The following is a 21,215-nucleotide window of genomic DNA, read 5'->3' as shown; positions in this document are numbered from 1 at the left end:
CCCTCATATAATATTCTCTCTATTAATATATGTACAAGCCTTTTATTATATTATAATTACTTTTATTTGCATTTTATGAATAAGGCTCATTAAACTTTAAGTGATTTTTACTTTATGTTAAAATGAGTAATTCTAACTGGTCGCATTAAATTTGATATGTATAAAATAAAACTTCTAACTTCCTAAAGCTAAACGCATCAAGCATTTAGTATATTTAAAACTAAAAAACTAGTAAGTAAAATATATGGTATAAAAAATAGAGCCTTTCGGCTCTATACATACTTACGCATATGTTTTAATGCAGTTTTTTCAAGCCTTGAAACTTGTGCTTGAGAAATTCCTATCTCATCTGCTACCTCCATTTGAGTTCTTCCTTGAAAAAACCTCATATTTAATATTAATTTTTCTCTATCATTTAATCTTTTCATCGCTTCCTTAATAGAAATATTTTCAAGCCAACTTTCATCAACACTTTTACTATCACTAATTTGATCCATAACATATAAAGCATCTCCGCCATCATGATATATAGGCTCAAATAGTGATACAGGGTCTTGAATGGCATCTAGCGCAAATACAACTTCCTCTCTTGGAATATTAAGTTCTTTTGCAATTTGTGAAACAGTAGGTTCCTTATTTTGCTTATTTACAAGTTTATCTCTTACCTGTAAAGCTTTATATGCTATGTCTCTTAATGACCTGCTTACTCTTATTGAATTATTATCTCTTAAATATCTTCTAATTTCCCCTATAATCATAGGAACAGCATAAGTAGAAAATTTAACATTTTGACTTAAATCAAAATTATCAATAGCTTTTATTAATCCTATACAACCTACTTGGAACAAATCGTCTACATTTTCTCCTCTATTATTAAATCGTTGAATTACACTTAATACCAATCTCAAATTTCCTCTGATAAATTTTTCCCTAGAAACAGCGTCACCATCCTTCATCCTTAGTAATAATTCTTTCATTTCATTTTCTTTCAATATAGGTAATTTAGCAGTGTTTACCCCACAAATTTCCACTTTATTTATCATCATAAAAATCAGCTCCCTCAGAGTAGTCGCATTCTTATTATCTCCTGAGAAGCTAATTTTTATACTAAGGACAATCTATACCATTTTATTAATTTCTTTTTTTAATCTTTTGATTATCCTCTTCTCTAATCTGGAAATATAGGACTGAGATATACCAAGAATATCAGCAACCTGTTTTTGAGTTTTTTCACTATTACCACTTAATCCAAACCTTAATTTAATTATCTCTTTTTCCCGTTCACTTAGTTTTCTCATTGCAATGAATAATAGTTGTTTATCCACTTCATCCTCAATTAAATTATATACCATATCATTTTCAGTACCTAGAATATCTGACAAAAGCAACTTGTTTCCATCCCAATCTGTATTTAATGGTTCATAGAAAGAAATTTCAGCCTTAATTTTATTATTTCTTCTTAGATACATTAATATTTCATTTTCTATACACCTTGAAGCATAAGTAGCTAATTTTATTTTTTTTTCTGGATCAAACGTATTAACGGCTTTAATTAGTCCTATAGTTCCAACAGATATTAAATCCTCAACCAAAATACCTGAATTTTCAAATTTTCTTGCAATATATACTACTAATCTTAAATTTCTCTCTATCAATATTGTACGTACACTCTCATCTCCACCTATTATTCTAGCAACTAAATTTTCTTCTTCCTCCTTAGAAAGTGGCGGTGGCAGTGCATCATTTCCCCCTATAAAATATACTTTTTTAAAGAAAATTTTAAATTTAGATAATAACCTGTTTAACACTATACTTAACTTTAGCAAAAATTCACCCCTCCTCAAAGAATGCCTCTAGACAATAATGCATTATAATCATCTAAAGAACTCAACTGATTTTCACAAAATGCAACTATAACCTGATAGTTTTCAACTGTATTTTCTTTATAAACCCTTACTAATTGGGGTCTAAATCCTTCTAATTTTCCTGTAGATCCATTAACCACCTTATATGGAATTAAAAACTTTTCTTTGTCGCTGATTTTTATATCATTAAAGATATCTTTTTCAACAATCATAACTGGTAAATTTGTAATTGGTTCTCTAAGTTCGTTTCCCGTATCTAAAAATGCCTTAACCTTTTTTTCAACTTTATCTGTAACTATATCAACATCATAGATTAGTCTCATCACACTTTTTCTATCTTTAACATAAACAAGAATTCTATGTACAACTACATATATAATCATTAATGAAGAAAGTAATATTTTATAAGAAAACCCGTTAAATCTCATACTAATACTTACACTTTTGTTAAATTCAATAAATATACATAAACCTGCAAGAAGCATAGAATATAAAATAAATATAATAGTAGCTTTAATATTGAATAAAAAATCTTTTTTTCTGAACAGTATCAATATCATAATTACAGCAACTATAAACTTAATAGGAATAAAAGATAAATAATTAAATTTTGTATATATTGCAATCACAGCATATCCACTACCTACCATAGCCGCTAAAATATTATTCAGCATTTTGGTTCTAATCTTTAGAGTCTGAGTAGTAACATATAGCAAAAATAAATTTACTATAAAATTTTCTATAAGAAATATATCTAAGTAAACTATCAACTCCCTTCCCCCTTTGAAATAATTATATAACTATTCTTTTCAAAATTTTGTCATTTTCTATACCTGAAGATACTTTTATCATCTACATTTATTTCCAATTTACACCATTCACTTCTATTTTTATAAAAAAAAAAGTGCTATATAAGCACTTTTTTTATCTATGGTGTCTTCTTAAAAAAGCTGGAACTTCTAAATCAACCTGAGTATATTCTCTTTCTCTTTCTCTAGAAGTAGCAACTTCATCGAAAGAATTTTTAAACTCTTCCTTATTATCATATGTTTTTTCTTTTTCTTTCTCTATTTCTCTTTCTCTGGTACTTGATGTTAATTTTTGACCTTCTACCTTTTCTTCAAATCCTGTTGCAATAACAGTAATTCTAAGTTCATCTTTCAAATTTTCATCTATCACAGCACCAAAAATAATATTAGCATCTGGATCTGCTGCTTCTTGAACTATTTCAGCAGCTTCATTTATTTCAAGTAATCCTAGATCTCCTCCACCAGTAACATTTAATAGAACTCCTGTAGCCCCCATAATAGAAGTTTCCAAAAGTGGACTAGATATTGCCTGCTTTGCAGCTTCCTGTGCTCTATTGTCACCAGTTCCTTTTCCAACACCCATATGAGCTAATCCCTTGTCTAACATAATAGTTCTTACATCTGCAAAGTCTAAGTTTACAAGACCTGGAATAGTAATTAAATCTGATATACCTTGTACACCTTGTTTTAATACATCATCAGCAAATTTAAAAGCTTCAACTAGCGAAGTTTTCTTATCAACCATAGCTAATAATCTTTCATTAGGAATGGTAACCAAAGTATCTACAGTCTCTTTTAAATTTTTAATTCCCATTTCTGCATGAAGCATTCTTTTTCTTCCTTCAAAAGGGAAAGGTTTAGTTACAACTCCAACTGTTAAAATTCCCATTGATTTAGCAATTTCAGCAACAACTGGTGCAGCACCCGTTCCAGTTCCACCACCCATTCCTGCTGTAATAAATACCATATCAGCACCTTTTATAGCTTGAGATATTTCATCTTTGCTTTCTTCTGCAGCTTTTCTTCCTATTTCTGGATTAGCACCTGCTCCCAATCCTTTTGTTAATTTGTCACCTACTTGTATTTTTTGTGAAGCTTGAGAAACTGCTAATGCTTGTTTATCTGTATTTATACCTATAAACTCAACATTTTTAAGTCCTTCTTTAATCATTCTATTAACAGCATTGTTCCCGCCGCCACCACAACCTATTACTTTTATTTGAGCAAATTGTTGAACATCAACATCAAAATCTAGCACAATAATAACCTCCTTACTAAAAAAACTCTGTGAAAAATTCTTTTAGTTTTGACACGAAACTGTCTTCATTTTCTTTTTTATTAATATTAGTTTTTATCTTTGAATTACTACTTACTTCTTTTTTTGCTTCATCTGAATTCTTACTTATTCGTAAAGAACTAACAACATCTTTAATAATACCTACAACTGTAGCATATACTGGACTTGCAGCACCAATGTAATTTGGAAAACCAATCTTAACTGATTTTCCTAATATTTTAGAAGCATACTCATCAATACCTTTGAATAAAGCTAATCCACCCCCAACTATAACTACTCCAGAAATTTCATCATTATACTTACTTTGTTCTAGCTTGTCCTTAACATAATATAAGATTTCTTCAGTCCTTGCTTCAATTACATTCTGTAAATAACCAAGATCTGCTTCTATAGAATGATTGTATCCTGCATTAACAGCTATTTTTCTATTCTCTTCATCATATTTTTTACTTAACTCACCATATTTCGTTTTAAGCTTCTCAGCTTCTGCAAATGGAATTTTTAAGCATATTGATATATCATTTGTAATATTGTCCCCACCGAGTGGTACCATACTAGTATAACAAAGATTTTCCCTTTTATAAATAGAAATATCAGTTGTTTGCGCTCCAATATCAACAAAAGCAACTCCCATATTTATTTCTTCCTTATTTGAAGCAACTTGTGAAATTGCTTGTTGCTGAAGAACTTCTCCTGCAATACTAATACCTGCTCTATTTATACTTTTTCTAAGATTATTTACTACTGTACTCTGTGCCATTACTATTTGGGCATCTACCTCTAGTCTCGTTCCACTCATTCCTACAGGTTCAATTATGTGATCATATCCATCCACTATGTATTGATAAGGAACAACTCCAATAATTTCTTTATCTTGTGGTACAGATATTAATCTTGCAGCATCAAGTACTCTTAATACATCATTCTCTTTAATTTCTTTATCGTCCGCGGACACAGCCACAATTCCTTTATTCCAAACTAACTCACTGATTCCTGCTGGCAAAGTTATATAAACATCAGAAATACTTATGTCTACCATTCTCTCTAAATTTTTAATACATTCTTTAATTGACTGAGAGGTACTATCTATATCTACTACAACAGACTTTTTTAGTCCATTGCATTTTACAGCAGTAATTCCAATTATACGGATTTCTCCTTCAATATCTACTTTTCCAACAGCACCATATACATTCGATGATCCAATATCAAGCCCAACTATATATTCGTGCATCTGGTTTTCCCTCCCTTACAGAAATCCTCTAAAAATATATATTCAACAAAAGATTCATTTTCCCTTTAAATTTAAATAATTTTTTATATTTAATATGATTCTTTTTAAATATATTATCAAATAAAATACTGTTATGTAATTTTTACCCATGTATTTCTTGTAATACACATATAATTTTATCATAAATATTATTTATATACCATCTTTTATAACGAATTAAAACTACAAAATCACACATACTTAAAAATTAATCCTCTGTAATTTATTTCTTATAATTCAATCATTCTTTTTATCATATTTCTATCAATTGATGCCGTCAAAGCATTTTCATAAGATATTAATCCTCGTCTATATAAATCTACAAGGCTCATATCCATAGTTTTCATCCCATATTTACTTCCTGTTTGAATAGAAGATTGTATTTGATGAGTTTTTCCTTCTCTTATCAAATTCTGAATAGCAGAATTTAACACCATAATTTCCAATGCAGCAGCTCTACCTTTGCCATCAATTTTTGGTATTAATTGTTGTGAAATAATCCCTTCCAGTACAGCTGCCAGCTGAATTTTAATTTGTTGTTGTTGATATGGAGGAAAAACATCTATAATTCTATCAATTGTTTTTGCAGCTCCGATGGTATGTACAGTTGATAAAACCAAATGCCCTGTTTCAGCAGCAGTAATAGCTATTGATATAGTCTCAAGATCTCTCATTTCTCCTACAAGAACAACATCTGGATCTTCTCTTAAAGCAGCCCTTAAAGCAGCCTGATAGGATAATGTATCCTTTCCAATTTCTCTTTGATTAATTATAGATTTATTATGCTTATGCATATATTCAACCGGATCTTCTAAAGTTATAATATGTGCTGCTCTTGTTGCATTAATTTCATTAATCATTGCTGCAAGAGTTGTGCTTTTTCCACTACCTGTTGGTCCTGTAACAAGTATAAGTCCTCTTTGCTTATTGGTTAATTCTTTAACTACTGGCGGCATCTTTAATTCACTTAAATTAGGAATTCTTAGTGCCACTACCCTTATAGCAATAGCATGACTCCCTCTCTGTTTATATGCATTAACTCTAAATCTTCCTATTCCAGGTAAAGACAGTGATGTATCTATTTCTCCTCTATTTTCATATTCATCATACATATCTCCTAAAATTTCTTTTACGTATCTTTCAGTGTCAGTACTTGTTAGTTTTTTATCCCCTATACGTATAAGTTCTCCATTTACTCTTATTATCGGTGATATTCCAACAGTTAAGTGTAAATCCGAAGCATTTTCATTTACAGTTTTTTCCAACAGTTCATTTAATGTCATCAACTTGTTTTCCTCCTATATTTTTGTGATTAAGCTTTTGAAATTTCTACATAAATTATTATCTATTGCATTTTTATTTATTATTTATATTTTCGTAAACTATTTATAAATTTTAACACCTAAAATCATTTTATAATAAATAGTAAATTAAAACAATTTCAAATAGTTGGCATATAACGCCAACTATCTTGATAAATGTTTATTTTCTATTGGTGGAGTTAAATTCTTTATATAATTTTTTTAAAGCTCTTTTTTCAATCCTCGACACATAGGATCTGGATATTTCTAAAAGTTTCGCTATCTCTCTTTGCGTTCTAGGCTTTCCATCCGCAAGTCCATATCTCATTTTAATAATTATTTTTTCTCTTTCAGTTAAGCAGTCATTTATTTTATCATAAAGTTTTTTTATCTGTATCCTATTTTCAACAATTTCAATAACCGAATCATCACCGCTGCTTAAAACATCCATTAATGAAATTTCATTTCCTTCTTTGTCTACTCCAATAGGATCTTGAAGATAAACTTCACTCTTAATCTTTTTGGTATTTCTAATAAGCATCAATATCTCATTTTCAATACATCTAGCTGCATAAGTTGCAAGCCTTGTTCCTTTAGAACTATCAAAGGAATCTATCGCTTTAATAAGTCCAACTGTACCTATTGATATTAAATCATCAATATCCTTATGAGGATAAGAATATTTCTTTACAATATGAGCTACAAGTCTAAGATTTCTTTCTATAAGAATACTTTTAGATATAGCATCGCCTTCTTTAAGCTTTTTCAAATAATATTTCTCTTCTTTTTCATCTAAAGGCTGTGGAAATGAAGTTCCATTACTCACATAAGCGGTTAAAAAAGTCATATTTTCAATCATATTAAATAAACAATTAATAAAAAACACAAGGATATCCTCCTAATAGTGCTTATTATTATAATATGATTGACAATAAAAAATTTGCATGTACACCTAAAATTTCTTTAAGTAATTATAAGTTTCTTTTATAATTTCTTTAAAAATAGGTGCAGCTGTATTTCCTCCACTCTTATAATCACCAATATCCTTTACAAAAACAATCATTGAATAATATTCTTCATCTATCTTAAAAAATCCTGCAAACCATCCATCATAAAATTTATCTTTTCCTTCTTCACGCTCGGCAGTACCAGTTTTTCCTCCTATTTCTACACTATCAATATATGCTTTTTTCCCTGTACCATATGGTGCTGTAACTACTTTAATCATTTGTTTTTTTAGTATATTAGCCGTATTAATACTTAAAACTTTTTTTTCATCTGTAGTAAATTCTTCAATGACATTATTGTCTTCATCTACATATGCCTCAATTAAATATGGCTTAACATATATGCCGTTATTTATAACTGTATTAGGTATACTTATTGCTTCTATTGGAGTTATTCTTTGTTTTTGGCCAAAAGATGTTAATTCTACATCTCCAACTTCATTATCATTACCTTCAAAACATCCATGTGTTTCTTCATCAAAGTTAAGCACCTTATCCATTAATCCTTGATTCTTAGTAAACGATTTAATATTTTTAATTCCCACATCTATTCCAATTTGAGCATAAATATCATTGGAAGATTCAATCAAAGCTTCTTCACAATTCATGCTCTCTTTCCTTTCATGCCCCTTGTATCTCTTACTTAAATTAGGATTGAGATTATATATATGATTTAATGATATTTTCGCTGTATCTAATCCAGCTTCCTCTACTATAACTTTAAAAATAGATCCCGGAAAAAAACCATGGTTTGTTGAAATTCCAAGATTAATATTAGGTTTAAAATCATCTTTTTGAACCATAGCTCTTATTTTGCCTGTATGACTCTCCATTAAGACTACCCCAACTTGATTATAGGAATTATAAGGTTTTTTATTTAAAATCTGTTTTATAGTATCTTGTAGATACTTATCCAATGTTAATCTTACATTAACATTATTTTGAGGATGTGTTAAGTATTCATTATATATATTACCATTAACATCTTTCTTAAAAACATTATATACAAATTGGTTATCCTTAGTTCTTTCCTTTATTTTATGTTCTATAGATTCTTTACTCTTTTCTTCTTTTTCTCCTTTAGCATTAATTTTATATATGTTAGTTAGAAGATTTTCAACATTCCACCACCCATTCTTTCTATCCACATTAACATATTTATATGTATAAAAACCTTTTACTCCTTTAATTTTTCTCAATTTATTATAAGTTGTTTCGTCTATACGCCATTTAATTTTTTGGCTCTTATTTTTTAACTCTATATTCTCTATATCATATTCTTTATTATAATTTTTAAGAATTATATTAAGTGCATACAAATCGTCCTTTTTAGTATAGTAATCATTTAAAGTATAACTATATGGATCTATAACTGCATAATATTCATTAGAATAATTTAATAAATCTTTACCATCATGATCTAGAAGTAGGTAATTTAATTCGCTTATTTTTTCTTTATATTGATATTGATTCTCTGCCATAACTTTTAATTCTGCTGAATCAAAATATTGAAAAATTAGTATTTTTCCTACTAACAACATAAGTAGAGATAAAAATATCATAAAAATAATATATTCTCGTCTTTTATAAATTTTATCTTCCATAAAAAAACACCCCTTTAAGCTAAATTCTAACCTAAACCGAGGTGTTTTATTCCATATATTTCTTATTTGTCTTCTAATAATATTTGCTTCATTTTAGATACTAAAATATCTATAGCAACTTTATTTTGTCCGCCTTCTGGTACTATTATATCTGCATATCTTTTTGTTGGCTCAGTAAATTGAGTATGCATAGGTTTAACCACCTGCAAATATTGCTCAATAACAGACTCTACAGTTCTTCCTCTTTCATTTATATCTCTCAACATTCTTCTTATAATTCTAACATCATCATCTGTATCAACATAGATTTTAATATCTAATAGTTCTCTTATAGTAGGCTCTTGCAGTATAAGTATTCCTTCAACAATAATTATTTCTTTAGATTCAACCTTTACAGTTTCCTCTTTTCTATTATGTATTTTATAATCATATATAGGTTTATAAATAGTTTGTCCATCCAACAATTTTTCAAGATGCTCCACAAGTAGTGGAGTATCAAATGCATCTGGATGATCATAATTTGTTTTAACTCTTTCTTCAAAAGTTAAATAGCTTTGATCCTTGTAATATGCATCCTGTTCTATCATAGCAATACATTCTTCATTAAAACTTTCATAAAGCTTATTAGCTACAGTACTCTTTCCGGAACCTGTACCACCTGTAATTCCTACTAAAATTGGTCTCTTCATTCTTCTTATTTCTCCTTAGCTTTTATTAGTATATCTCTTTCTTTCAATTCAAGATTAGTTTTTACAGTAAATATCATTTGTGCTGAACGTGCAGCATCAATCTTTTTACCATTTTTATCTTTCATATCTTCCAAAGCTACTTCAAAGCTGTCTCCTTTTGCTCTTAAAATCTCTACTTTTTCTCCGTCAAACACTCTATTTCTTTGTTCTATTGTAGCTGTAGCGGTATCAGTATTATATTCCTTTACAATTCCTATTATGTCATAATTTCTTACATATGAAGATGAATCATAAGTTTGAATATTCTTATCTCCAAAGTAGAATCCAGTACAATACTGTCTATGACTTGGTTTCATTAAATATTCTAACCATTTTTCTTTAAATTTATATTCACTTGGATTTTCTAAATATGAATCTAATGCTTCTCTATATGCTTTAACTACAGAAGCAACATAATATGAACTTTTCATTCTTCCTTCTATCTTAAACGAATGAATACCAGCTTCAACTAATTCAGGTATATGTTCAATCATACACATATCCTTAGAGTTTAAAACATAAGTACCTCTTTCATCCTCGTATACTGGAAAATATTCACCCGGTCTCTTTTCCTCCATCAAATAATACTCATATCTACATGGTTGCGCACAAAGACCTCTATTAGAATCTCTTCCAGTCATATAATTTGATAATAAACATCTTCCAGAATAAGAAATACACATAGAACCATGTACAAATGCTTCTATTTCACATGTATCTGGTAACTTTCTTCTCATTTCTTTTATTTCTTCTAAAGATAATTCTCTAGCTAGTACTATTCTTTTTATTCCTATCTTATGCCAAAATAATGCCGCTTTCCAATTTACATTGTTAGCTTGAGTACTTAAATGGACTTCTAAATGTGGAACTACATCCCTTGCAGTACTTATAATTCCTGGATCGGAAGCTATTATAGCATCTACCCCCATATCATACAATTCTTTCAAATATTCCTCTAGTCCCTCTAAATCATCATTATGTGGAAATACATTAATTGTAACATAAACTTTTCTATTTCTATCATGAGCATATTTTAAACCTTCTTTTAATTTTTCATTATCAAAATTGTCTGCAAGAGCTCTTAAATTAAGCTTACTGCCACCTAAATATACAGCATCTGCACCAAAATCAATAGCTGTTTTTAATTTTTCTAAGTTCCCAGCAGGAGCTAATATTTCAGGTCTACTCATTAGTATTCCTCCTCGTAGTAACTGCGATACCATCACCCATAGGTATTACAGAAGTAATAAGTTCTTTATCTTTTGATACTAAATCTAAGTAACTTCTCATTCTTTTAACAATTGTAATTTTTCTTCTTTTTACTAATTCATCAGAAGCTACCATTCCTCTGAATAATACATTATCTGCTATAATAACACCATCTTTTTTCAATAACCTTAAACAGTGAGGTAAAAAATGATTATAGTGTCCCTTTCCAGCATCCATAAAAATCATATCATATTCATCTTCTAATTTTTCAAGGACTTCCAAACATTCCCCTTCAAGTATATTAATATTATTCTCAAATCCATACTTTTTTATATTCTCTTCAGCTATTTGAATCATTTTTTTATCTCTTTCAATTGTTGTTATTCTACTTATGCTTTTTGAAGATAAATACATAAGAATTGATGAATATCCTATTGCTGTACCTAATTCTAAAATCTTTTTAGGTTTTTGCATATTTATCATAAATTTTAAAAAATTAGCAACTTCTTTTTGAACTATTGGTACTCTATTTTCTTCTGCAAATTCTTCTAATTTTTTTAAAATCCCTTCTTCTTGTGGAATTAATTCCCTTATGTAATCAGTCATATAGTCATGTGCTATTCCGCTCATTAACTTTCCTCCAAACTTAAGCACTTACTCTATTATTACCAAAATTACTTAATCTGCTTTTTATATAAACTTTTAGCTTTTAAAAATTCTTTGTAATTATTAGTAAAATAATGCTTTTTTTTATCTTGTAGTACATAATAAATAAAATCTGTATTTTCTGGATTCAATGCTGCTTTAATACACGCTATACCTGGAGAGCATATTGGTCCAGGTGGAAGCCCTTTAATTGTATATGTATTATATGGTGATTCAACTTTTAAATCTTTTAAAGATAATCTTCTGTGGTCTTCAAGTGCATATAAAACAGTAGCATCTACTTGCAGTTTCATTCCTTTATTTAATCTATTATAAAATACAGAAGCAATCTTAGCTCTATCCTCGTCTACTCTAGCCTCTTTTTCTATTATTGATGCCACAGTAATCAACTCTTGTAAATTATCTATTTTTTTATTTTCCTCTTTTCCAATATCCTCTATCACTTTTTCAAATCTACTTAACATTATATCAAGTATTTTTTCACCGGTAATACCTTTTTCAAATTCATAAGTATCTGGAAATAAATATCCTTCTAAAGCGTACCTTACATCTTTTTCAGCTTTTATAAAAGAAGGAATAGTATATTCTTTGCAACTTTTAAGAAATTCATTCTTAGAAATTATACCGCTTTCATCCATTATATTAGCTATACGTTCAATATCATACCCTTCTGGAATTGTTATGCGCATTGAATTTTTTTCCATTTTACCTTCATTTAAAATCTCCACAAATTCTTTAATAGAAACATCATTAGAAATCAAATACTTACCAGGTTTAATATTAGTATCTAATTCTTTATTCTTTATATAGAACTTAATTAAATACTCATTTTTAATTACTCCTTTCGTATTTAAATCACTAATGACATTAAATAAAGAATCTCCTTTATGGACAAAAACTGGTATTTTACCAGTTTTTGCATTAAAGGGATGCTTTATATTATTAAGAAATTTAAATGATATTAAACCTATTACTGATAATACAACAATTACAGCTACGGCAAATACTTTCTTATTTTTCATGCATTCACCTCATAAAAAATTATTATTTTTTTCTTGAAGCTCTTTTTCTTTCTGTACTATCTAATATGCTCTTTCTCATTCTTATGTTTTCAGGAGTTACTTCAACATATTCATCTGAAGCAATAAATTCAATACACTGTTCAAGGCTCATTTGAACTGCTGGAACAAGTTTCAATGCTTCATCAGCACCTGAAGATCTCGTATTAGTTAATTGCTTTTTCTTACATACATTTACATCTATATCTTCTGCTCTTGAACATTCTCCAGCTACCATTCCCTCATAAACTTTAGTTCCTGGTGTAATAAATAATCTACCTCTTTCTTGAGCATTAAACAATCCATATGTTACTGCTTCTCCCATTTCAAAAGCTACAATAGACCCTCTTGTTCTCTCAGGTATGTCTCCTTTATAAGGTTCATAACTATCAAAAACGTGATTCATTATACCATTACCTTTTGTATCAGTCATAAATTCATTTCTAAATCCTATTAAACCTCTAGCTGGTATTTTAAATTCTAACCTTGTATATCCATTAACGGCTGAAGTCATATTTATCATTTCAGCTTTTCTAGGTCCTAATTTTTCCATAACCACTCCCATAAACTCTTCTGGGACATCAATCGTTAAGAATTCAATAGGCTCAAGTTTCACTCCATTTTCTTCATGGTATATAACAGATGGTTTTGAAACTTGGAATTCATACCCTTCTCTTCTCATAGTTTCAATTAATATTGAAAGATGTAATTCTCCTCTACCACTTACTTTAAAAGAATCTGCTGAATCCGTTTCTTCAATTTTCAAGCTTACATTAGTCTCTAATTCCTTAAACAATCTATCTCTCACTTGTCTAGATGTTACAAAGTCTCCTTCTTGTCCTGCAAAAGGTGAATTATTAACCATAAAATACATACTTAACGTAGGCTCATCAATTTCTACAAAAGGTAAAGCTTCTGGGCAAGATGTATCAGCTATAGTCTCTCCAATATTTATATCTGGTATACCTGCAACAGCGACTATATCACCAAGTTTTGCCACTTCCACTTCTTCTCTTTTTAGCCCACTGTAAACATATAGGTTTGAAATCTTAACATTCTTTTTAGAACCATCTCTTCCTAGTACACTTACTTGTTGATTCTTCTTAATTTCTCCTCTTTCAATCTTACCGATACCTATTCTTCCTACATACTCATTATAATCAATTGTTGTAACTAATAGTTGAAGAGGTTTATCTATATATCCTGTTGGAGCTTTTACATTCTTTATTACAGTATCAAATAATGGTATCATATTTTCATCTGCATCACTTAACTCTTTCTTAGCATATCCACCTTTTGCTGATGCATATACTATTGGAAAATCAAGTTGTTCATCGTCAGCTCCTAATTCAACAAATAAATCAAATACTTCATCAATAACCTCTTCTGATCTTGCATTAGGTTTATCTATCTTGTTGATTACAACTATAGGTTTTAATTTTAATTCTAATGCCTTTTTTAACACAAATTTAGTTTGAGGCATAGCCCCTTCATAGGAATCAACAACCAAAATAACACTATCAACCATTTTTAATACACGCTCAACCTCACCACCAAAGTCAGCATGTCCTGGAGTATCAACTATGTTTACTTTAACTCCATTATATGAAATAGAAGTATTCTTAGAAAGTATTGTTATACCTCTTTCTTTTTCCAAATCATTTGAATCCATAACTCTTTCTTCAACTTGCTCGTTATCTCTAAAAACATGACTTTGTTTTAACATAGCATCTACCAAAGTAGTTTTTCCGTGATCAACATGCGCAATAATTGCAATGTTTCTAATATCGTTTCTTGTAAATAATTCCATTTCGTTTCCTCCATATTTTTGCACTTTAGCACAAATTCTATAATTGTACAAATAAAAATTGGATACTTTATAGTACCCAATTTTACACTTATCATAATTATTCTAATATTATACGTTTAAAAAGTCAACATTTGTCAAAAACTTACTTTTCATTTCCTAAGGAAAGATTAATTCCTATTGAGTCATTCAATATTTTCATAATATCTTCCCATAGCATTCCAAATCTTGCTTCAGCTTGCAAATATTCATTAACAACAGGATTCATAGAAACAACCGAACCCATATTTTGTAATTTTTCCTTAGTTCCTTTTGATATTTCACCTTTTTTCAATTTGTTCAGAATAAGCCTGAAATTGAATTTTTCTAAAATCATCTAGCATTTTTTTATTTTTATCATTTGTTTCAATTTTTTTAGAAGCTTCTCTAAATTTTTTTACTTCATCACAATCTTTTAATACATTAGCAAGCTCATGCACCTTATCATAAACATTCACAGCAGTCCCCCCACTATTATCTATATTTCCATAATTATTGGAAGTATCATTGGTTTTCTCTTAGTCTTTTCATATAAGAACATTCTAAGAACTTCTTTTACCTTTGATTTTATGACTGCCCATTCAGTAATATGCTTTTCTTCACATGTTCTTAAGGCATTTCTAACTATTCTCTTAGCTTCATCCATTAAATCCTCTGATTCTCTTACATATACAAAGCCTCTAGAAATTATATCAGGTCCAGCTATTACCTTTCCATTTTCCTTTGCAATAGTAACTACTACTGTCAGAATTCCATCTTGTGATAAATGTCTTCTATCTCTTAAAACAATATTTCCTACATCTCCAACACCAAGTCCATCAACGAAAACCTGTCCTGATGGTACTGTACCACTTTTCTTTATATAGTCTCTTGTAACTTCAATTACGTCACCAGTATCAGCTATAACAACATTCTTCTCTGGTAGTCCTAACTTAATAGCTAAATCTCCATGTTGTTTTAACATTCTATATTCACCATGCACTGGCATAAAAAACTTTGGCTTTACAAGAGTATGAATCAATTTTAATTCTTCTTGGCAAGCATGCCCTGAAACATGGACATCAGCAAGTGCTTCATATATAACATTTGCACCTTGTTTAAATAATTGATTTATAACCTTAGAAACTAATTTTTCATTTCCAGGTATAGGAGTTGCTGAAATAACTACCATATCTCCTTGTACTATATTAACTTTTTTATGATCAGAGGATGCCATTCTTGAAAGAGCTGACATTGGCTCACCTTGACTTCCGGTCGTAATGATTATCACCTTATTATTGGGATATTTTTTGATATCATCTATCCCAATTAATGTTCCCTCTTCAAATTTTAGATATCCAAGTTCAGAAGCTACGCCTACAATATTCTCCATACTTCTTCCAGAAACTGCAACTTTTCTTCCAAATTTAGATGCTGCAGAAATTATTTGTTGAATTCTATGAATATTCGAAGCAAATGTTGCAACTATTATTCTACCTTCAGCCTTGGAAAATAAATTTTCAAAAGCTTCTCCTACCGTTTTTTCAGACATTGTGTAGCCTGGTCTTTCAACATTGGTACTATCTGCAAGCATAACTGTAACACCTTTTTTACCAAGTTCCGCAAATCTTGCCAAGTCTGCAACTTGACCATCTATAGGTGTATAATCTATTTTAAAATCACCTGTATGTAATATAACACCTAGTGGTGTATGAATAGCTATTGCAACCGAATCTGCAATACTGTGGCTAGTTCTAATAAACTCTATAGACATATTATCAAGTTTAATTATATCTCTAGGTTTTACTCTATTTAATTTACTAGAACTTAAAAGTCCACTTTCTTTTAATCTGTTTTCAACTATTCCTAAAGTTAATTTCGTTCCATATACAGGCACATTTAGTTCTTTTAAAACATATGGTAATGCCCCTATATGATCTTCGTGACCGTGAGTTAAAAATATACCTTTGATTTTCTCACTATTTTTAACCAAGTATCCGATCTCAGGTATAACCACATCTATACCCAACATTTCATCATCTGGAAAACTAAGTCCACAATCAATAACAACTATTTCATTTTTGTATTCAAAAGCTGTTAAATTTTTACCAACTTCATTTAATCCACCTAAAGGAATAATCTTTATTTTATCTTTTTCTCTTTTCAATACCCTACCCTCCTTCTTTCTATAAATATTTGCAATTGCAATTGATCTATTTTGACTTTTTTAAACATTCACTACAAATTCCAAAAAATTTAACACTATGATTTTCTATTTTAAATTTATATTCTTCTTCAACTTTTTTTTCTATAACATCAAGCAAATCATCTTCAACCTCTATAACGTTTCCACATTTATTGCATATTAAGTGATGATGCTGATGTATCTCATCTTCATTAATTAATTCATATCTGTTGCATCCATCATCAAGATTCAATTTGTAAATAGCGCCAATATCTTCTAATAATTGTATAGTTCTATATACTGTGGCTAATCCAATTTCTGGACACTCTATTTTTACAAGATCATATAATTCTTCAGCCGTAAGATGACTCCCTTTATTTTCCATAACTATATTCACTATAGCTCTTCTTTGTGGGGTCAATTTATAACCTTTCAACTTTAATTTCTCTTTTAATTTTTCAATTTGTGTTGGAGACACTTTAGACATTTTAATACCTCACTTCTTTAAAACATACTCATACATTTTTCCTCAAAGAATACATCTACATTAAGTTTAATATTATTTCGCTGTTTTGTCAATTGATAATCATTATTGAACAATCACTTTCTCCTTTTGGTCTAGATATATTCTTTCTATTATTGTTCTAAACTTAATGTTTCATAAGCTTCTGTAACCATTCTAAATTCATCATCATTTTCTATAGTTACAAATATATCTTCATTATTTTCATCTTTATCTATTCTAAAAGCTATAGCTTCCTCTTCATCACTTTCCATTGGTGTCACTATTACATAGCCTTTATCTTCTATATCAAATTTCATTATTAACTCAAACTCAACTTCATTATTGTTTTCATCTCTTAATATAATTGTATTAAACTCATTCTCCATTGTCCTATCTCCTTTTTCTATAAACTATCTAAATATCCTTGTAAAATATATACAGCAGCTAGCTTATCAACTATTTTTTTTCGTTTTGCTCTAGATAAATCGGCTTCAAGCATTGCCCTGTGTGCAGCTGCAGTAGTAAGTCTTTCATCCCACATTTTTATAGGTATTTGTATGTTTTGTTTTATTATTTCGCAAAATTCTACAACCTTTTCTCCTTGAGTTCCTATTGTGCCATTCATATTTTTAGGCAATCCACAAATTATGGATTCCACATTATATTCTTGACAAATTTTAGATAACTCTTTTATATCATATTCTTCATTTTTTCTTTGAATTGTAGTTATTCCTTGTGCCGTAAATCCCAATGGGTCACTAATTGCAACTCCAATTGTTTTATCTCCAACATCTAAACCTAATATTCTCATAAAGTTTCTCCTCATTTATATTATGCGTAATGTTAAAATAAAAATGCCCAAAAGGGCATTTTTATTTAATTGATAAATAGGCTTTTAGAACTTCTTCAAGAATCTCATCTCTCTCTAATTTTCTTACTAATGCTCTTGCTCCATTATGGTTAGTAATATAAGTAGGATCACCTGAAATTAAATATCCAACCAATTGATTAATAGGATTATATCCCTTTTCTTTTAATGAAGCATTTACTTGAGTTAAAATTATTCTTGTCAAATCCTCTTTATTGTTTTGAATATCAAATTGCATAGTATTTTCGTTAATTCCCATAACTGCCTCACCCCTTTTTTAAGTATGCAGTTTACAATTCAACCTTCTTTTAATCTTATTATAAACTAAATTTATTAAAAAGTATACTATTTTACTAAATCTTCCATAATTTTTTGTACTTGCTCTATCGCTTCACCAAGTTTTTCAGCATTTTTACCTCCTGCTTGCGCCATATCTGGTCTTCCACCGCCGCCACCGCCAGCGATTTTTGCAACTTCTTTAATAATTTTTCCACAATGAACTCCTTTAGATACTACATCTTTCGTAGCCATTGCTACAAATTGAACTTTTTCTCCACTTTTACTTCCAAGAACAACAAGACCGCTGCTCATTTTATTTTTTATCTTATCAGCTAAATCTCTTAAAGCCTCTCCATCAATGTCCTTTAATACCGTTGCAGTATATTTCACACCGTTTATTTCTTTAATATTATTTAATATTTCATCTTCTGAACCACTAGCAAGTTTAGCTTTAAGAGCAGATATTTCCTTATCTTTCTCTTTTAATTCATTTGATTGTTGTTCTAATTTATTAATAATTTCCTTTTCAGAACATTTAAGTGTTTCAGAAACCATTCTTAAAACTTCATTTTTCTTATCAATAAACCTTAATGCATTTTCACCTGTAACAGCTTCTATTCTTCTTATTCCTGCAGCAATTCCACTTTCAGATATAATTTTAAATAAACCTATCTTACCAGAATTATTAACATGTGTTCCACCACAAAGTTCTGTACTAAAACCACCGATATTTACAACTCTAACCCTATCTCCATATTTTTCATCAAATAAAGCTACAGCTCCTGATTCTCTAGCTTCTTCTAATGTCATAACTTTAGTATCTACTTCATAAACTTCCATAATTTTTTTATTTACAAGATTCTCAATTTCTATTAATTCCTCTGTAGTAACAGCTGTAAAATGAGTAAAGTCAAATCTTAATCTTTCATCATCAACATATGATCCAGATTGATGAACGTGGTCTCCAATCACCTGACGTAATGCTGCATGAATCATGTGTGTAGCACTATGATTCTTTTCAACTTTTTCTCTTCTAATCTTATCAACTTTAAGAGTTACGTCATCTTCTAAACTTATACTTCCTTTTTCTACTTCTACAAAATGAACTATTTTGCCACCAATATTCTTTTTACAATCTTCAACCTTTGCTGTAAAGCTATCAGTATAAATTATACCTTTATCTCCTACTTGCCCTCCCATTTCAGCATAGAAAGGCGTAGCTTCCATAACAATAATACCTTTTTCTCCTTCTTCAATAGAAGAAACAAACTCATCATTTTTGATTATCACTTTAACTTTAGAAGTCAATTCTAAATTATTATACCCATCAAATGTTGTTTCTATTTCTACTGGTATTGTGTCAAGAACTTTTACATCAGTTCCCATATAAGTATTTTCACCTCTAGCAGCTCTAGCTCTTTCTCTTTGTATCCTCATTTCTTCATTGAATCCATCTAAATCTACACATATTTCTTTTTCTTCTAAAATTTCTTGTGTTAATTCTACAGGAAATCCATAAGTATCATATAGCTTAAATACTTTATCTCCAGATAACACGTTCTCATTTTCTTTTTGAATTTTTTCTATATATCCTTTTAATATTTCCATTCCAGAACCAATAGTTTCACCAAATCTTTCTTCTTCTATTGCTATAACTTTTTTGATGTACTCTTGTTTATCTTTTAATTCTAGATAAGCTTCTCCTGAATTTTCTATTACAGTATCAACTATTTTATTTAAAAATGCTTCTTCCACTCCAAGAAGTCTCCCATGTCTTGCTGCTCTTCTAAGCAATCTTCTTAAAACATATCCTCTTCCTTCATTTGATGGAAGTATACCATCACTTATCATAAAAGCAACACTTCTAGTGTGGTCAGTAATTATTCTTAATGATACATCTTTAACTTGATCTTCTCCGTATTTTATACCTACTAATTCTCCACTTTTGTCTAGGATGCTTTTAATAGTATCCACCTCAAAAATCGTTTCAACCCCCTGCATAATAGTAGCCATTCTTTCAAGTCCCATACCAGTATCAATGTTAGGAAAATCTAACTTATTATAATTTCCTTCTTCATCTTTATCAAATTGTGTGAAAACAAGATTCCAAAATTCAACAGCTCTATCTGCATCTGATTTTTCAACAAAATCTTCTGCTGATACTATTTCCCCTTCATCTTTATAAAAATGTATTTCAGAACATGGTCCACAAGGTCCAACTCCATGTTCCCAGAAATTATCTTCCTTACCTAGTCTAAATATGTGTTTAGGGTTAACATCTGTCTTAGTAGTCCATAACTCATAAGCTTCATCATCATCTAAATATATAGTTACATATAATTTTTCTTTAGGTATACTTAAGACTTCTGTAACAAATTCCCAAGCCCAAGGAATAACTTCATTTTTAAAATAATCTCCAAAAGAAAAATTTCCAAGCATTTCAAAGAAAGTAGCATGTCTTGAAGTTTTCCCTACATTTTCAATATCACCTGTTCTTATACATTTTTGACAAGTAGCAATTCTCTTATTTGGTGGAGTTTGAAGACCAGTAAAATAAGGTTTTAGCGGTGCCATACCTGCATTTATCAATAATAAACTTTTATCATTTTTAGGAACCAATGAAAAACTATTTAATCTTAAATGTTCCTTACTTTCAAAAAATTTTAAATACGCTTCTCTAATCTGGTTTAATCCCATTTTTTCCATATATAATTCCTCCATATTAAATTATTTTTT

21 protein-coding genes are annotated in these 21,215 nt (G+C 29.5%); all 21 read right to left on the bottom strand.

Annotation, left to right across the window (positions count from 1 at the left end):
- Positions 1 to 272: 272 nt before the first annotated feature.
- The 21 genes from sigG to alaS all read right to left on the bottom strand — a co-directional run bounded on the left by sigG (position 273) and on the right by alaS (position 21,185).
- Positions 273 to 1,046 carry an RNA polymerase sporulation sigma factor SigG gene (gene sigG, locus OXH55_RS17080; protein ID WP_268051300.1) on the bottom strand — a complete coding sequence of 258 codons (774 nt, stop codon included), beginning with the start codon at positions 1,044 to 1,046 and terminating at the stop codon, positions 273 to 275.
- A gap of 72 nt (positions 1,047 to 1,118) precedes the next feature.
- The gene (sigE, locus tag OXH55_RS17075) at positions 1,119 to 1,826 is read right to left on the bottom strand and encodes an RNA polymerase sporulation sigma factor SigE (RefSeq protein ID WP_268051299.1); all 708 of its coding nucleotides are present in this window, start codon (positions 1,824 to 1,826) and stop codon (positions 1,119 to 1,121) included.
- Between the two features lie 14 nt (positions 1,827 to 1,840).
- Positions 1,841 to 2,635 carry a sigma-E processing peptidase SpoIIGA gene (gene spoIIGA / locus OXH55_RS17070; protein WP_268051298.1) on the bottom strand — a complete coding sequence of 265 codons (795 nt, stop codon included), beginning with the start codon at positions 2,633 to 2,635 and terminating at the stop codon, positions 1,841 to 1,843.
- Positions 2,636 to 2,789: 154 nt separating this feature from the next.
- The gene (gene ftsZ / locus OXH55_RS17065; RefSeq protein ID WP_268051296.1) at positions 2,790 to 3,932 is read right to left on the bottom strand and encodes a cell division protein FtsZ; all 1,143 of its coding nucleotides are present in this window, start codon (positions 3,930 to 3,932) and stop codon (positions 2,790 to 2,792) included.
- Between the two features lie 16 nt (positions 3,933 to 3,948).
- Positions 3,949 to 5,205, bottom strand: a complete 1,257-nt coding sequence (ftsA, locus tag OXH55_RS17060) for a cell division protein FtsA (protein WP_268051295.1) — start codon at positions 5,203 to 5,205, stop codon at positions 3,949 to 3,951.
- Between the two features lie 269 nt (positions 5,206 to 5,474).
- On the bottom strand, positions 5,475 to 6,530 hold the full coding sequence (locus OXH55_RS17055; RefSeq protein WP_272509103.1) for a type IV pilus twitching motility protein PilT: 1,056 nt from the start codon (positions 6,528 to 6,530) through the stop codon (positions 5,475 to 5,477).
- A gap of 196 nt (positions 6,531 to 6,726) precedes the next feature.
- Positions 6,727 to 7,431, bottom strand: a complete 705-nt coding sequence (gene sigK, locus OXH55_RS17050; protein ID WP_268051294.1) for an RNA polymerase sporulation sigma factor SigK — start codon at positions 7,429 to 7,431, stop codon at positions 6,727 to 6,729.
- 66 nt (positions 7,432 to 7,497) lie between these two features.
- Positions 7,498 to 9,156, bottom strand: a complete 1,659-nt coding sequence (locus OXH55_RS17045; RefSeq protein WP_268051293.1) for a penicillin-binding transpeptidase domain-containing protein — start codon at positions 9,154 to 9,156, stop codon at positions 7,498 to 7,500.
- 62 nt (positions 9,157 to 9,218) lie between these two features.
- Positions 9,219 to 9,845, bottom strand: coding sequence for a uridine kinase (gene udk / locus OXH55_RS17040; protein ID WP_268051292.1), 627 nt, complete (start codon positions 9,843 to 9,845; stop codon positions 9,219 to 9,221).
- Between the two features lie 5 nt (positions 9,846 to 9,850).
- Positions 9,851 to 11,074: a peptidase U32 family protein gene (locus OXH55_RS17035; protein WP_268051291.1), complete on the bottom strand. Its 1,224-nt coding sequence runs from the start codon at positions 11,072 to 11,074 to the stop codon at positions 9,851 to 9,853.
- The gene (locus OXH55_RS17030; RefSeq protein WP_268051290.1) at positions 11,067 to 11,723 is read right to left on the bottom strand and encodes an O-methyltransferase; all 657 of its coding nucleotides are present in this window, start codon (positions 11,721 to 11,723) and stop codon (positions 11,067 to 11,069) included. The genes OXH55_RS17035 and OXH55_RS17030 overlap by 8 nt, the downstream gene beginning before the upstream one ends.
- Before the next feature lie 44 nt (positions 11,724 to 11,767).
- A complete protein-coding gene (gene mltG / locus OXH55_RS17025) occupies positions 11,768 to 12,781 on the bottom strand; it encodes an endolytic transglycosylase MltG (protein WP_268051289.1) in 1,014 nt (337 codons plus the stop codon).
- A 22-nt stretch (positions 12,782 to 12,803) separates the two neighbouring features.
- Positions 12,804 to 14,627, bottom strand: coding sequence for a translational GTPase TypA (typA, locus tag OXH55_RS17020; RefSeq protein WP_268051288.1), 1,824 nt, complete (start codon positions 14,625 to 14,627; stop codon positions 12,804 to 12,806).
- A 142-nt stretch (positions 14,628 to 14,769) separates the two neighbouring features.
- Positions 14,770 to 14,958, bottom strand: coding sequence for a YlbF family regulator (locus OXH55_RS20065; protein WP_272509099.1), 189 nt, complete (start codon positions 14,956 to 14,958; stop codon positions 14,770 to 14,772).
- Positions 14,945 to 15,121 carry a YlbF family regulator gene (locus OXH55_RS20145; protein ID WP_336296793.1) on the bottom strand — a complete coding sequence of 59 codons (177 nt, stop codon included), beginning with the start codon at positions 15,119 to 15,121 and terminating at the stop codon, positions 14,945 to 14,947. The genes OXH55_RS20065 and OXH55_RS20145 overlap by 14 nt, the downstream gene beginning before the upstream one ends.
- A gap of 20 nt (positions 15,122 to 15,141) precedes the next feature.
- Positions 15,142 to 16,809, bottom strand: a complete 1,668-nt coding sequence (locus OXH55_RS17010) for a ribonuclease J (protein WP_268051287.1) — start codon at positions 16,807 to 16,809, stop codon at positions 15,142 to 15,144.
- A 46-nt stretch (positions 16,810 to 16,855) separates the two neighbouring features.
- On the bottom strand, positions 16,856 to 17,314 hold the full coding sequence (locus OXH55_RS17005; RefSeq protein ID WP_268051286.1) for a Fur family transcriptional regulator: 459 nt from the start codon (positions 17,312 to 17,314) through the stop codon (positions 16,856 to 16,858).
- A 149-nt stretch (positions 17,315 to 17,463) separates the two neighbouring features.
- The gene (locus OXH55_RS17000; RefSeq protein ID WP_268051284.1) at positions 17,464 to 17,718 is read right to left on the bottom strand and encodes a DUF1292 domain-containing protein; all 255 of its coding nucleotides are present in this window, start codon (positions 17,716 to 17,718) and stop codon (positions 17,464 to 17,466) included.
- Positions 17,719 to 17,735: 17 nt separating this feature from the next.
- Positions 17,736 to 18,143 carry a Holliday junction resolvase RuvX gene (gene ruvX / locus OXH55_RS16995; RefSeq protein WP_268051283.1) on the bottom strand — a complete coding sequence of 136 codons (408 nt, stop codon included), beginning with the start codon at positions 18,141 to 18,143 and terminating at the stop codon, positions 17,736 to 17,738.
- A 61-nt stretch (positions 18,144 to 18,204) separates the two neighbouring features.
- A complete protein-coding gene (locus OXH55_RS16990) occupies positions 18,205 to 18,459 on the bottom strand; it encodes an IreB family regulatory phosphoprotein (protein ID WP_268051282.1) in 255 nt (84 codons plus the stop codon).
- Positions 18,460 to 18,545: 86 nt separating this feature from the next.
- Positions 18,546 to 21,185 (bottom strand): alanine--tRNA ligase, encoded by a 2,640-nt coding sequence (gene alaS, locus OXH55_RS16985; RefSeq protein ID WP_268051281.1) that lies wholly within the window; start codon positions 21,183 to 21,185, stop codon positions 18,546 to 18,548.
- Positions 21,186 to 21,215 lie beyond the last annotated feature (30 nt).

This window comes from Clostridium ganghwense (assembly GCF_026735165.1).
Classification (GTDB): domain Bacteria; phylum Bacillota; class Clostridia; order Clostridiales; family Clostridiaceae; genus Clostridium_H; species Clostridium_H ganghwense.
Note: the sequence above shows the minus strand (reverse complement) of the source record. Positions and strands in the feature narration are given on the sequence as shown.

Excerpts from the sequence above, each read along its gene's own strand:
- sigG (WP_268051300.1), bottom strand. The coding sequence starts at position 1,046 with ATGATGATAAATAAAGTGGAAATTTGTGGGGTAAACACTGCTAAATTA.
- ftsA (WP_268051295.1), bottom strand. The coding sequence starts at position 5,205 with ATGCACGAATATATAGTTGGGCTTGATATTGGATCATCGAATGTATAT.
- OXH55_RS17045 (WP_268051293.1), bottom strand. The coding sequence starts at position 9,156 with ATGGAAGATAAAATTTATAAAAGACGAGAATATATTATTTTTATGATA.
- udk (WP_268051292.1), bottom strand. The coding sequence starts at position 9,845 with ATGAAGAGACCAATTTTAGTAGGAATTACAGGTGGTACAGGTTCCGGA.
- OXH55_RS17035 (WP_268051291.1), bottom strand. The coding sequence starts at position 11,074 with ATGAGTAGACCTGAAATATTAGCTCCTGCTGGGAACTTAGAAAAATTA.
- OXH55_RS17030 (WP_268051290.1), bottom strand. The coding sequence starts at position 11,723 with ATGAGCGGAATAGCACATGACTATATGACTGATTACATAAGGGAATTA.
- mltG (WP_268051289.1), bottom strand. The coding sequence starts at position 12,781 with ATGAAAAATAAGAAAGTATTTGCCGTAGCTGTAATTGTTGTATTATCA.
- typA (WP_268051288.1), bottom strand. The coding sequence starts at position 14,627 with ATGGAATTATTTACAAGAAACGATATTAGAAACATTGCAATTATTGCG.
- OXH55_RS17005 (WP_268051286.1), bottom strand. The coding sequence starts at position 17,314 with ATGTCTAAAGTGTCTCCAACACAAATTGAAAAATTAAAAGAGAAATTA.
- OXH55_RS17000 (WP_268051284.1), bottom strand. The coding sequence starts at position 17,718 with ATGGAGAATGAGTTTAATACAATTATATTAAGAGATGAAAACAATAAT.
- ruvX (WP_268051283.1), bottom strand. The coding sequence starts at position 18,143 with ATGAGAATATTAGGTTTAGATGTTGGAGATAAAACAATTGGAGTTGCA.
- OXH55_RS16990 (WP_268051282.1), bottom strand. The coding sequence starts at position 18,459 with ATGGGAATTAACGAAAATACTATGCAATTTGATATTCAAAACAATAAA.
- alaS (WP_268051281.1), bottom strand. The coding sequence starts at position 21,185 with ATGGAAAAAATGGGATTAAACCAGATTAGAGAAGCGTATTTAAAATTT.